Raw genomic sequence first — 13,401 nt, 5'->3', positions numbered from 1 at the left:
ATGCAAAAGGTTGGTTATTTTAAATCCATTCACGTAAAAATTGTGTTTATATATATATTATTAATAATCATTGCGATGCAAATTATTGGTTTATATTTTGTTCGAGAACTTGAGCAAACATTACGAGAAAACTTTCAAGAGTCTATTTCCGATCGTATAAGCTTATTGGAGTTTAGCGCGAGGGAAGAGATATTAAAAGTAAGAAATGAGGAAGATGACGCAACTTTAGAGCAAAGCTTGCGTTCTATTTTGTCTGGTTTAAATTCTTACGATATAAAAGAAGTTCGTGTTATCGATGCTAAAAATCAAATTCTAGCAACATCCGATATAAATAATCAATCGATTGTCGGACAGAGGTCAACCGATGAACTCGTGAGATTGTCGATAAGTGCAGAAACACCCTTTGATAACATTACACTTGATTCTGATAGAAAACGCATATGGGTTTTAGCAACACCAATTAAATCTCAAGGGGAAGTAATCGGTTCTTTATATATTGAATCCAATATAGAAAATGTATTTGGTCAAATGAATGAGATTAACCTAATACTTGCTGGTGGCACAGCCGTTGCACTTGTTATTACGATTGTACTCGGGATATTGATAGCGCAAACCATTACTCGTCCCATTTCCGATATGCGAAAACAAGCACAGGCTATGGCAAAAGGTAACTTCTCGCGTAAAGTACGTGTTTATGGAAACGATGAAATTGGGCAGCTTGCAATAGCTTTTAACCATTTAACAAATAGATTACAAGAAGCTCAATCTACAACAGAAGCAGAAAGAAGAAAGCTTGCATCTGTCCTTACTAATATGACAGATGGAGTTATTGCAACTGATCGGAAAGGTAGAGTAATTTTAATAAACGATCCTGCCGTAAGATTATTGCGTATTCCTCGAGAGATGGTATTAAATCGCCCAATCATATCGGTATTAGGTATTGATGCAGCGCATTCTTTTGAAGACTTAATTCATTCCAAAGAATCGATGACACTTGATTTTAGTACTCATGAACGACCTTTTATTTTGCGCGCAAACTTTTCTGTTATTCAAAAGGAAACAGGATTTGTAAACGGCTTAATAGCAGTTTTACATGACAATACGGAGCAAGAAAAGATTGATATGGAACGAAGAGAATTTGTTGCAAATGTTTCGCATGAACTGCGTACTCCACTTACGACGATGAGTAGTTATTTAGAAGCACTTGCCGAGGGTGCTTGGAAAGATGAAGAAATTGCACCATCATTTTTACAAGTAACACAAACCGAAACACAACGAATGATACGATTAGTAAATGATTTGCTTCAATTATCTAAAATGGATAGTAGAGATTATGATTTAAATCGCGATATTGTTAACTTTAATCAGTTTTTTAATCGAATTATAGATCGATTTGAACTATCTAAATCTGAGCATGTATCGTTCCAACGGATGTTTGCAGATACGCCCTATTATGTTGATATTGATACGGATAAATTAACACAAGTAATTGATAATATTATTTCAAATGCTATTAAATATTCGCCAGATGGTGGAAACATTCGTTTTGGAGTTGTGGTAAAAGATAATTTACTGAAAGTCATGATCTCCGATGATGGAATGGGAATACCATCCGAAAATATAGACCGAATTTTTGATCGTTTCTACCGAGTGGATCGTGCAAGAGCAAGGTCAATGGGGGGAACTGGACTTGGTCTAGCAATTGCCCGGGAAATGATTGAGGCGCATGGAGGTACTATTTGGGCTGAAAGTGAAGAGGGTAACGGAACAACTGTATTTTTTACACTCGAAATTGAAATGGACGAGGAAGGTGAGTGGGATTGAAGTATATTGAACAAGTAAAATCAGTTATTTTACTCTTACTCATCCTACTTAGCCTTTCGCTGACTTTTACCATATGGACATATTCTCCATCTTATGACACGAATGAACCACCTATTGTTGACATTTCCATTGCGGAAAAAAAGAAAATTGAAGATGTGATAAAGCCATATCGATTAATACTTAGTCAAGAACACACGATAAATGGAACTATTAAAACTGTGAATATAGAAAGAGTATTAAATTCAATGAAAAGCTGGGAAATACAAACGGTAGAACTTCATAATAATAAAGTAAGTCCCAAACAAATAAACGAAATGATTAATACGCCTAATCGGGCTACTTTTTTCTATCAAGCAGAAGTTCCAATCGAAATCTTTGGTAGTATTTTAACTTTTGCCGATCATAATTTTCCGGATGCTTCCTTTAATCGTTTAGTGGTTGATTGGTCAGACTCATCCAATGGCATTAACTTGTATTTTCTTAATACGGTAAAACAAAAAGTGTATACTACCTCTGTCGAAAAGGTTGATAAGGAAGGTTTTACCGAACGCATCATTCAACAATCCGCTAATATGCCAGTGTATAATGAAATAGAAAGACCAGGTAGATTATCTTTATATGTTTCAACAATTCCTGAGGATACAGTAAAGTATACGTATTATTTAGAGGAGATTGCACCAGAAAGGTTTAAAAATGCTCTGTTTAGTAACCCAAGTTTAGTACGTAGTAATCCGGTAGGTACTAGTCAACAAGAATATACAGATGATACCGCACTAATGAAAGTGGATTTTCTATATAAAAGGCTTAATTTTGTTAATCCAGCGTCTGAAAGTGAAAGTGCCATTGATCCTGCAGACCTCATTTTAAATAGTGTCAATTTCGTAAACGAACATAACGGATGGACAGATGATTACCGTTACAGTAAGATCAACGCGACAACAGCTCAACAAATTCATTATCAACTGCACTTTCTTGGGTTGCCTGTGTTTAGCAATGATACTGAAACGGAAATTATTCAAAATTGGGGTGTTAATCAAGTATATCGGTATACAAGACCGTACTACACGTTGAATGCACTACCTATCAAACCGAGAGATGTACAGTTGCCGTCAGGACAGGCGACATATGATTTACTCACTTCCATTCCTGAATTAAATGTATTATCGTCTGTTGACGAAATGGTTCCAGGGTATTATTTATCACGTGATGATAATCAACCATTATTAACACTAGAACCATCTTGGTATTATTTAATAAATGGATCTTGGGTTCGCGTATCTCCAGATCTACTCGGAGGTGGCAAATTTGGATTGGAATAAAACAAAAACAATATTTATTATTGTATTTTCTATTCTAAACGTGTTTTTATTCTCTCTTTATTTAAATAGATATAATGAAGCCTCGGATGTTGTAGTTCCCAGGGATACACCTATTGAGGAACGACTAGTCTTAGATAATATAAAAGTTGAAAAAACAGAAGGTATTATTCAAGAAGCTTCTTATGTTTCTGGTAGTGTTCATATATTTAGCACAGAAGAATTAGGACAATTAACGAATCAGACCGTAGAAGTGAAAGAAGACTATCAGCTAATAGGTACCTTTAAAGAACCACTTCAAATAACGGAGGAAAATACATTAGAAAAACTACTACAGGAAAATATTATTCGTGGATCTTCTTATGAATTGTGGAAAGTAGATGAAGAAAATCAGTCTGCTACATTATTTCAAACAGTAAATAATCGACTAGTTTATTATAATCAAAATGCAAAAGTCGTTGTTTACTGGAATGATGAACAAGAAATTATTCGATATGAACAAACAATATTGGATAATTTAGAGGACTACAATGAGTCGAAAAAACTATTGCCTACTATGCAGGCGATTAATCTTTTATATTCCCGAACGTTAATAAAACCTGATTCTACGGTAAAAGAAATTAATTTGGGATACTCCACCCTAGCCCAACAGGCAGAAACGCAAGTATTTGCACCAACGTGGCATATTTTAGTAGAGCTTTCAAATGGAACAATAGAAGAACACTTTGTAAATGCAGTAGAAGGAAGAATTATTGAAATTCCCAAAAAAGAGGTAGAACAAGCAGTTGTAGAGTAAGGAGTTTTAACTATGAAGTTCAGTGTATTAGCTAGTGGAAGCAGTGGGAATGCAGTTTACGTGGAAAATGAAGAGCATTGCTTCCTAGTAGATGTAGGGCTAAGTGGCAAGAAAATGGAGCAACTATTCCATGAAATTGACCGAGACATGAAAAAACTGTCAGGTATTTTTGTTACTCATGAGCATAGCGATCATATTAAAGGTCTAGGAGTGGTTGCAAGAAAATATGGTATTCCTATTTATGCAAATGAAAAAACTTGGTTTGCCATGGATTCCCTTATTGGAAAAGTACCGGTAGAGCAGCGATTCCAATTTGATATGGAAACGGTTAAAACATTTGGTACAATGGATATCCAGTCCTTTGGAGTGTCTCACGATGCGGCAGATCCAATGTTTTATATCTTTCATGAAAATGGTCGCAAGCTTGTCCTGATTACAGATACAGGCTATGTAAGTGACCGAATGAAAGGCCATATAAAAGGAGCAGATTCGTTTGTCTTTGAAAGTAATCATGATGTCAGTATGCTTCAAATGGGACGCTATCCCTGGTCGGTAAAACGTAGAATATTAAGCGATGTAGGTCATGTGTCTAATGAAGATGCAGCTGTTGCAATGAGTGAAGTAATAGATTTAAAGAATACACATATTTATCTCTCGCATTTGAGTAAAGATAATAATATGAAGGATCTTGCACGAATGAGTGTTACACAAACTCTACAATCGTGTGGGATAGTTGCGGGGGAATATGTGCATCTACATGATACAGATGCCAATCATCCAACTGAGTTAGTCCTTGTCTAGTAAATGAAGTTCCAAAAGCTACTTATTAGCTTTTGGAACTTTTTTTATTTAACTTTTAAATAATTTTCATTTAATTTTAATGTGAAATGGGTAAATTAAAGACACGAACATATTGTTAAATGAAAGGGAGATGAACAATGGGCTATTATAATCCATACGAACCGCAAGAAGAACCAAAGAAAGAAAAGAAAAGGGGATTACCAGGATACTTCTTAAGCGCTTTAGCTGGTGTAATGGTCGGAGCACTTCTTGTATGGTTTCTAATACCATCTGTTGTAACAAATTTACCATCAGCTAAAACGGCGAAAAATGCAACAGAAACAAAACAGCTTTCAGTTGATATTACAACAGATGTTACGAGTGCAGTAGAAAAAGCATCGGCAGCAGTTGTTGGGGTTACAAATATTCAGTCCGTTACTAATTTTTGGAGTCGGTCACAATCAACACAAGAAGCTGGAACGGGTTCAGGAGTTATTTATAAAAAAGAAGGCGGAAAAGCTTTTGTTATTACAAATTATCATGTAATTGAAGGTGCAAAATCGTTAGAGGTAACATTAGTAGATGGAACAAAAGTACAAGCAAATCTCGTAGGAAGTGATATTTGGACGGACTTAGCAGTTCTTGAAATTGATGATAAAGGAGTAGATACTGTCTTAGAGTTTGGTGATTCAGATGCATTAAAGCAAGGGGAGACAGTTATCGCAATTGGTAATCCGCTTGGTTTAGATTTCTATGGATCGGTTACAACAGGTGTGGTATCTGGTAAAGATCGTGCAATTCCAGTGGATCTTAACCAAGATGGTGTAGAAGATTGGCAAGCAGAAGTATTACAAACGGATGCAGCGATTAATCCAGGAAACAGTGGTGGTGCACTGATTAACTTAGCCGGACAGCTTATAGGAATAAACTCGATGAAAATTTCTGAAGCGACTGTAGAAGGAATTGGGCTTGCAATTCCCATCAATTCGGCAATTCCAGTTATTGAGGATTTAGAGGTTAACGGACAAGTAAATCGACCATCTATGGGTATTACAATGATTGACTTGACGAATGTACCAGCAGTACATCAACGTGATACATTAAAATTACCGGCGGAAGTGACAACTGGGGTAGTAGTCGACCAAATAGTAGAAAATTCGCCTGCAGCTTTAGCGGAAATGAAAACATACGACGTAATTGTCGAAATGGATGGTCAAAAAATAGAAAACTCTATTGATTTAAGAAAGCATTTATACAATGAAAAAGAAATCGGAGACGAATTAAAAGTAAAAGTATATCGCCAAGGAGAATTGGTAGAGTTAACACTTACTTTAAAGGAAACAACTGAATTATAAACATGTGGATAACTTCGAATTGTAAATAAAACATTTACACAGCGAGTAGGTAAAGAAAAGCTTGTCTTTCCTACTCGTTTTTACTTTGGTAAAATAGGTTGTGGATAAGAACGAATCATTTGTGAATAACTACATTAATTATTCGGAAAAAGAAAGGATGTTAAAAATTGAGAATATTCAGTTGCGAAGTCCATATAAATCAAGCTTTAGACATGTTTGTTGCAGAACAAAAAACCTTCCCAATGATGGAAGAACTAAAAGAAGATAAAAAGTTATCCACAAAGTGTACATACTGCGATGGATCGGCAATATATATTGTGGCAAATGAAAATGACGACACAATATGTAGATAAGTGTTGTGGATATGTGGATAAATTATGTGTATAACTTGTTTGTAAATGAATTGTAAAGGTGGATAACCTGTGAATATACAAATTGTATCAGTTGGAAAGTTAAAAGAAAAGTATTTGAAAATGGGGATAGAGGAATACACAAAACGTTTAGGGGCTTACGCAAAAGTAGATGTAGTGGAAGTACCGGATGAAAAAGCTCCAGAACAACTAAGTCCAGCAGATATGGAAATTGTGAAGAAAAAAGAAGCTGACCGTATTCTAGCGAAAATTGGAGCCGATACGTATGTCATTGCTCTGGCTATTGAAGGAAAAATGAAATCCTCGGAGCAGCTTGCAAGTGATTTAGAATCACTGATGACTTATGGACGAAGCAAAATCGCATTTGTTATTGGAGGATCACTTGGTCTGCACGAAGATGTAATGAAGCGAGCGGATGAAAAGCTTTCATTTAGTAAAATGACTTTGCCACACCAGCTAATGAAGTTAGTACTGGTAGAGCAGATCTACCGAGCCTTCCGAATTATTAAAAACGAACCGTACCATAAGTAAGTGCGTTTTATGAAAAGGACCACCTAGAACGTTGATATGACAACGTTCTAGGTGGTTTTGTGATTTATTAAATTTTTATTTGGGAATGTTATTTAGGTTAAGGATACAACAATCATATAATGTTGGAGTAAAACGTGAGTAATTAACCTAAAATAAGAACTTTTATACAGATGTGATAAACTAACCATGAAAATACCTGGGAGGATTTTTCATGAAAAAAGTTTGGAGATGGATTGGTTCGTTTTTTATCATTCTATTTGGTGTTTTTCTTAGCTTAAGTTCTAGCACAAATCTTTTTACTTTCGGAAGTATCAGCTTAAATACAGTGAAAATCGAAAAGAATATAGAAAGATTAAAAGCTTTTTCATGGTTTAATGAGTTATATGAAAAAGAAGAACATAGACGTTCTTTTTTCATGAGTTTAAAAGTCAGAAGATATTTAGAAAGTTCTATTCGTGTCTCTAGGCTAATTAGAAGTGAGCGAGAAAAAGAAAGGTTAATCCTTTTGTTAGAAGAAGTTGCTCGACTGCGAAATAAAGCGTAGCATTTATATAATTTCAAAACCGCATATAGTCTAGTTACGGAGAGCCGTATCACAAGTAAATGAGGCTAATCAGACTTAAAAGCAGAAATATACAAAGTTGTATTTCTGCTAAAATTATGAAAAAATCTTATATTTTCTTACCAACTCTTTAGCGATTACCCTTTTTCATACAAATACCCTGACCTGTTTTATGATTAGTGAGACATCGATGCATTAAACATAGGTGCCTGTCCTGTCACCACCAGCATTTTGTCGAATCCTTCGACATAAATATATCTTATATTTTGGAAGTCTATGCTGATAGACAGTTCATATATGGGACTAGGAACATAGAGGGACATATAAAAGTATATCGTTTAATATATTATATTTATAAAAAATAAACAATTGTTTTAGTTATAAACAATTGTTTATTTTTTTATTGACGATACTTTAAATTGTTGCTATGATAAATGTAAATTTAATGTAGAATTATGTCGTATAATATTGGGAATATGGCCCAAAAGTTTCTACCAAGCTGCCGTAAAGGGCTTGACTACGAGGTAAGTGTTAAATGAAAGAGGGAGTCTCTTTCTTATTTACTCACGCCCTAGTCAAACGCTCCGGTAGATATCGGAGCGTTTTTTTATCGTTTAAGCAATATTTAATTCTAGATTTTATTATGCAAAGTGACATACCAAGAAAGTTTTCTTCGCTCTTAATGTGTAATAAAGTGTGATCCATTCCAGCGCTGGGAAAACAGTTGGATCAATTCGTAAGCTATAAATAAATTCAATGTGAAGGATTGAGAAAGAATGAAAAAGAAAATTTACTTTAATCATGATGGCGGTGTGGATGATCTAGTTTCTCTATTTTTATTACTACAAATGGATACCGTTGAACTAACTGGTGTTTCCGTCATTCCAGCTGATTGTTATTTAGAACCAGCTATGTTTGCAAGCCGAAAAATCATTGATCGCTTTGGAAAAGGCAGTTTAGATGTAGCAGAGTCAAATTCTCGCGGAAAAAATCCTTTTCCTAAAGATTGGCGTTTGCATGCTTTTACTGTGGATGCCTTGCCAATATTAAATGAATCCGGAAAGATTGTTACACCGGTAGCGGAGAAACCAGCCCATCTTCATATGATAGATGCAATTCACGCTTCAGATGAAAAAACTACTCTTTTATTCACCGGTCCACTTACGGATCTTGCTCGTGCACTTGATGAAGACCCTTCTATTGAAGAAAAAATCGATCGACTCGTATGGATGGGTGGCACATTTCGTGATGTAGGAAATGTAGAAGAGCCCGAACATGATGGGACAGCGGAATGGAATGTGTTTTGGGACCCTGAAGCAGCTGGTCGAGTATGGAAAAGTAGTATAGAAATTGATTTAGTAGCGCTTGAAAGCACTAGCCAGGTACCTCTTACAGTAGATATACGTAATCGTTGGGCATCTGAACGCAAACACCTCGGTGTTGATTTTATTGGCCAATGTTATGCGATGTGCCCGCCGTTGGTTCATTTTACAACAAACTCAACATATTTTTTATGGGATGTCTTAACAACAGCGTTTGTTGGTAATAGTGATCTTGTAAAAGTGAAGAGAATTAATAGTATCGTGCATACAGATGGGCCGAGTCAAGGGCGTACAGAAGAAAAAGACAATGGTCGCCCAGTAAATGTGGTTTATGATGTAAATTCTAGTGATTTCTTCGATTATATTACTGAATTATCTAAAAAAGCTTAAAGAACATTCGTGTTTGTGAACCATTGATCGTAGTACATTTAGAGAGAAGTTCTTAATGTATTACGATCAATACAATTGATAGTATTTTTTATAGAAAAAATTATAGAGTGAGTAAGTCAAATACTAATATTATAGATATAATTAACAGAATTTTCGGATAATTAATACATAGCTATAATTTAATATCAAGATTTTAAAAAAAGAGTTTAGAAAGTTTAGTTTCATCACAAAAAGCATTGTTGGAGGAAAAAATGACTATAAAATCACGACTTAAAATTATGATGTCTCTTCAGTTTTTTATTTGGGGATGTTGGATTGTTACACTTGGCTCATATATGTTCAATACTTTGCAATTTTCCGGCACACAAGTTGGAAGTGTTTATAGCACAATAGGGCTTGCTTCTCTTCTAATGCCAAGTCTTGTAGGGATTATTGCAGATCGTTGGATAAAGGCAAATAGATTATATGGAATTTGCCATTTCCTTGGAGCGGTTTTCTTATTTTCAGCAGCGGGGATTTCAGAACCTAATCTTATGTTTTGGGCTATGCTTTTTAACGCAATGGTTTACATGCCGACGATTTCTCTATCTTATACGATTTCATATTTTTGCTTAGAAAAAGAAGGGCTTGATACAACGAAAGGCTTCCCTTCTGTTCGTGTTTTTGGAACAATTAGTTTTATTCTTGCAATGTGGGTAATAAGTCTTGGTGGATTTGAGTTAAGCAACATCCAGCTTTATATAGCTGCGGGGGCTTCCTTCTTACTTGCACTTTATTCATTTACACTGCCAGATTGTCCAACATCAAATGTCAAAAAGGATAAGTCGTTAGTAAGTCTTTTAGGTCTAGATGCTTTCGTATTATTTAAGCAAAAGAGAATGGCTATCTTTTTCATTTTTGCTATGCTGTTAGGTGCTGCGTTGCAAATTAACATTGCATTTGCTGACCCATTTTTACATGATTTTGCGTCAATCAGTAATTATAAAGATAGTCTTGTTGTTAAATATCCAGCAATTTTATTATCAATGGGACAAATTGCTGAAGTATTCTTTATTCTTGCCATTCCTTTTTTCTTACGTAAATTTGGAATTAAGACGGTAATGTTGTTGAGTATGGTGGCGTGGACATTACGCTTTATTCTTTTCGCCTTTGGCGACCCATCTAATGTAGGAATCATTTTATTGCTATTATCAATGGTTGTATATGGTGCTGCATTTGACTTCTTTAATATTTCCGGATCTATGTTTGTTGAAAAGGAAGTGGATCATCGAATTCGTGGAAGTGCACAAGGCTTATTCATGACAATGGTTAACGGAATCGGTGCCTATGTAGGCGCTGTTCTTAGTGGGAAACTGGTGGATTATTTTACAATTAACGGAGTGAAGGATTGGCAAAATATCTGGTTAGTTTTTGCAGGATATACATTCGTCCTTGCAATCGTTTTTGCTGTAAGTTTTAAATACAAGAATGACCGTGATGCAATTAAGAATGTAAATAATGTTGCTTAATAGATATTCTTTATCATTTTTGTTTCTGCTTTGAAACGATATTTGGTTTGGAATGTAATAAAAAATATTACTAAAAATTGCATAAGAAACACAACCATTAGTAAGCACATAGTCAGTTTTTTTAATAGAAGTATCAAAGAACAACTAAACGTTCTTGATACTTCTTTTTTTAATTTTGTATAAAGGGATAACTGTAATCTCATTAATTATGCCATAGGAAGATTTTTGTTCTTCTGGGGATACAATAGGAAGCATGCCAAGCTTATGTTGCTTCCCTTTTCTGATGATTCTTTTAAACGATTTTCTTAAATGGAACTCGTGTATTTCTTCTTTTTTATAAATCTTTGTCCCAATAAATACTGTAAAACTTAATCCATAATATTGTCTGATTAATATGATATTATGTGAATAGAATGATATCAACGTAAAAGAGGGATAATATGACGATAGTACCTAAGCTAGCTTCGAAGTTACAACGTCGTGATGAAGAACCAAATATGGAACTAGCACAGGAGTTAGTTAGCGATCATAATCTTGAAGGTATAAAAGAAGTTATACAAAACTTATCTAATAAGGATAAAGGAATTCAGCAAGATTGTATTAAAGTAGCATATGAAATTGGAGAAGTTAAACCAGAACTTATAAGTGAATTCGCTTTAACCTTTATAAATTTACTAAAAAGTAGAAATAACCGTTTAGTTTGGGGGGCAATGACAGCATTATCTAGCATTGCAACAGTGTCATCTACGATTATGATGGAGCATCTTGAAACGATTTTTTCAACTATAAAAACTGGATCTGTTATTACTGTTGATAAAGGGGTATTAACTTTAGCAAAGTTAGCATCCGCAAGCAAGGAAAACAATGAACGAATTTTTCCTTTCCTGCTTCATCATTTAGAAACTTGCAGATCTAAAGAACTCCCACAACACGCTGAGAGTACTCTAATAGCTGCTAATAATGATAATAAAGAAGCATTTTTAACTTTGTTAAAGCGAAGAGAAAATGAACTTACAGCACCTCAATTAAAAAGAATTAAAAAAAATTATAAAGTACTAGGGCAGAATGGATAAAATGTGGAGGAACTATGATGAAAGAATATAAAAAATGCCAAAGCTGTTCCATGCCAATTAAGAAATCAGAAGATAGAGGTACTGAAAGAAATTCTGAAACCGTCATAAGATAACCTCATATTGATTTATAACGGGGAACAGTACCACAAGTAAGTGAGGTTTTTTGTTTGATTTAGTATTCTAGGAAGGAACTGAATGATATAAAGCCTGAAATAAACGGATTAGAATCAACAATAGCTAAACCTAGGTAATCTAATACTCTACGCTTTTCTATTAGAAAGAGTTAAGGTAAATTATAACCCAAGTTCATTATCCTATTTTTTGTAGTCTGTCCATAATCATTTCTCAAATATAGGATATCCAATAATGTTAGATATCCTGGGAAGGGATGTTCAGGTCCGGTTTTTTGTTTATTAGCTGTCCCCTTGTAGATAAAGGTATTTTCTCTTGCTAATAGCATCTTCACCTTTTTCTGACTTAAAGCATCAGTGGCTTTATATATTAGGAGGACTTAGAAATGAATTCGATTAAAACTACTATGTATTATCTCAAATGTACCCTCATGAACAGCAGCTAATTTTGTTCTAAAGTATATTTATCCATAAAAAACTACACCTCCAATTGATAGATGTGTCTAAAAATTGGGGTGCAGTTCATTTATTAGAGGAAAAGTGTCTGTTTTTTAATGTTATCTATGCCCTTTTTTATTTAAAAATCAAAGTTGTCAGGGTCTGGCCCTACTCGATGATTTTGATTTAGCTCATCAATTCGCTGCATCTCTTCTTTTGTTAGTTCGAAGTCAAATACAGTTGAGTTCTCAACAATTCGATATTCCTTCGTGGATTTTGGAATGGTTACAACACCATTTTGTAAATCCCATCGTAAAATAATTTGGGCAATGGTCTTGTTATACTTATTTGCAATTTCTTGTAATACTAGATTATCTAATAATTGACCTTGCATTAAAGGTGACCAAGCTTCTAACTGAATTCCATGTTCTTGACAAAAGGCTTGAATTTCTTTCTGAGTTAAACGTGGATGGTATTCTACCTGGTTGACCATCGGTTTAATTTCAGCATCCTTCATTAAGTCCTCTAGATGGTGGGCTTGGAAGTTACTTACTCCAATAGCCTTTACTCTTCCTTCTTTATAAAGAGTCTCTAATGCACGCCAAGCTTCCTTATATTTTCCTTCTACTGGCCAGTGAATAAGGTATAAATCTAAATACTCAAGATCAAGTTTCTTTAGGCTTGTTTCATAAGCTTCTATAGTTGATTCGTAACCTAAGTCAGAATTCCAAACTTTCGATGTTATAAATAGTTCTTCTCTTGGGATACCAGCTTCATTTATCCCTTCTCGAATAGCTTGTCCAACTCCTTCTTCATTTTCATAAATAGCTGCTGTATCAATACTACGATACCCATGTTTAATTGCAAATTTAACGGCATTAACCAGTTCAGGACCTTCTTCTACTTTAAACACCCCAATTCCAAACCAAGGCATTTTTACACCATTATGCAAAGTAGTTGTATCTTGTATGTTTTTAATCATTATAAATAAACCTCCAAATTTT

At 34.6% G+C, this 13,401-nt stretch carries 12 protein-coding genes and 1 riboswitch; of the genes, 11 read left to right on the top strand and 1 reads right to left on the bottom strand.

Annotation, left to right across the window (positions count from 1 at the left end; all coding sequences use genetic code 11):
- The 11 genes from walK to MHH81_RS20280 all read left to right on the top strand — a co-directional run bounded on the left by walK (nt 1) and on the right by MHH81_RS20280 (nt 11,828).
- Nucleotides 1-1,824 carry a cell wall metabolism sensor histidine kinase WalK gene (gene walK, locus MHH81_RS20330; RefSeq protein ID WP_340925010.1) on the top strand — a complete coding sequence of 608 codons (1,824 nt, stop codon included), beginning with the start codon at nt 1-3 and terminating at the stop codon, nt 1,822-1,824.
- Nucleotides 1,821-3,143 (top strand): YycH family regulatory protein, encoded by a 1,323-nt coding sequence (locus MHH81_RS20325; protein ID WP_340925006.1) that lies wholly within the window; start codon nt 1,821-1,823, stop codon nt 3,141-3,143. Before walK ends, MHH81_RS20325 begins: the two co-directional genes overlap by 4 nt.
- Nucleotides 3,130-3,936, top strand: coding sequence for a two-component system regulatory protein YycI (locus MHH81_RS20320; RefSeq protein WP_340925003.1), 807 nt, complete (start codon nt 3,130-3,132; stop codon nt 3,934-3,936). Before MHH81_RS20325 ends, MHH81_RS20320 begins: the two co-directional genes overlap by 14 nt.
- A gap of 12 nt (nt 3,937-3,948) precedes the next feature.
- Nucleotides 3,949-4,737 carry an MBL fold metallo-hydrolase gene (locus MHH81_RS20315; protein ID WP_340925000.1) on the top strand — a complete coding sequence of 263 codons (789 nt, stop codon included), beginning with the start codon at nt 3,949-3,951 and terminating at the stop codon, nt 4,735-4,737.
- Between the two features lie 137 nt (nt 4,738-4,874).
- Nucleotides 4,875-6,071: a S1C family serine protease gene (locus tag MHH81_RS20310; protein ID WP_340924997.1), complete on the top strand. Its 1,197-nt coding sequence runs from the start codon at nt 4,875-4,877 to the stop codon at nt 6,069-6,071.
- A 167-nt stretch (nt 6,072-6,238) separates the two neighbouring features.
- On the top strand, nt 6,239-6,424 hold the full coding sequence (locus MHH81_RS20305; protein WP_340924994.1) for a CxxH/CxxC protein: 186 nt from the start codon (nt 6,239-6,241) through the stop codon (nt 6,422-6,424).
- A 69-nt stretch (nt 6,425-6,493) separates the two neighbouring features.
- Nucleotides 6,494-6,973, top strand: coding sequence for a 23S rRNA (pseudouridine(1915)-N(3))-methyltransferase RlmH (gene rlmH / locus MHH81_RS20300; RefSeq protein WP_340924991.1), 480 nt, complete (start codon nt 6,494-6,496; stop codon nt 6,971-6,973).
- A gap of 211 nt (nt 6,974-7,184) precedes the next feature.
- The gene (locus tag MHH81_RS20295) at nt 7,185-7,517 is read left to right on the top strand and encodes a nitrite reductase (protein WP_340924989.1); all 333 of its coding nucleotides are present in this window, start codon (nt 7,185-7,187) and stop codon (nt 7,515-7,517) included.
- Between the two features lie 456 nt (nt 7,518-7,973).
- Nucleotides 7,974-8,075, top strand: a riboswitch (purine riboswitch).
- Nucleotides 8,076-8,311: 236 nt separating this feature from the next.
- Complete coding sequence (locus MHH81_RS20290) at nt 8,312-9,247, top strand: nucleoside hydrolase (RefSeq protein ID WP_211896116.1); 936 nt, start codon at nt 8,312-8,314, stop codon at nt 9,245-9,247.
- Between the two features lie 251 nt (nt 9,248-9,498).
- A complete protein-coding gene (locus MHH81_RS20285; RefSeq protein ID WP_340924983.1) occupies nt 9,499-10,755 on the top strand; it encodes a nucleoside permease in 1,257 nt (418 codons plus the stop codon).
- A 440-nt stretch (nt 10,756-11,195) separates the two neighbouring features.
- Entirely contained in the window at nt 11,196-11,828 is a 633-nt protein-coding gene (locus MHH81_RS20280) for a hypothetical protein (RefSeq protein WP_340924980.1), read from the top strand.
- Nucleotides 11,829-12,536: 708 nt separating this feature from the next.
- On the opposite strand, the gene MHH81_RS20275 is transcribed toward MHH81_RS20280, so the two are convergent.
- Entirely contained in the window at nt 12,537-13,379 is an 843-nt protein-coding gene (locus tag MHH81_RS20275) for an aldo/keto reductase (RefSeq protein WP_340924978.1), read from the bottom strand.
- Nucleotides 13,380-13,401: the final 22 nt, after the last annotated feature.

It is taken from the genome of Psychrobacillus sp. FSL H8-0484, from assembly GCF_038005325.1.
Lineage (GTDB): Bacteria > Bacillota > Bacilli > Bacillales_A > Planococcaceae > Psychrobacillus.
This window is presented reverse-complemented; position numbering and strand designations above follow the sequence as displayed.

Excerpts from the sequence above, each read along its gene's own strand:
- walK (WP_340925010.1), top strand. The coding sequence starts at position 1 with ATGCAAAAGGTTGGTTATTTTAAATCCATTCACGTAAAAATTGTGTTT.
- MHH81_RS20315 (WP_340925000.1), top strand. The coding sequence starts at position 3,949 with ATGAAGTTCAGTGTATTAGCTAGTGGAAGCAGTGGGAATGCAGTTTAC.
- MHH81_RS20310 (WP_340924997.1), top strand. The coding sequence starts at position 4,875 with ATGGGCTATTATAATCCATACGAACCGCAAGAAGAACCAAAGAAAGAA.
- MHH81_RS20295 (WP_340924989.1), top strand. The coding sequence starts at position 7,185 with ATGAAAAAAGTTTGGAGATGGATTGGTTCGTTTTTTATCATTCTATTT.
- MHH81_RS20290 (WP_211896116.1), top strand. The coding sequence starts at position 8,312 with ATGAAAAAGAAAATTTACTTTAATCATGATGGCGGTGTGGATGATCTA.
- MHH81_RS20285 (WP_340924983.1), top strand. The coding sequence starts at position 9,499 with ATGACTATAAAATCACGACTTAAAATTATGATGTCTCTTCAGTTTTTT.
- MHH81_RS20280 (WP_340924980.1), top strand. The coding sequence starts at position 11,196 with ATGACGATAGTACCTAAGCTAGCTTCGAAGTTACAACGTCGTGATGAA.
- MHH81_RS20275 (WP_340924978.1), bottom strand. The coding sequence starts at position 13,379 with ATGATTAAAAACATACAAGATACAACTACTTTGCATAATGGTGTAAAA.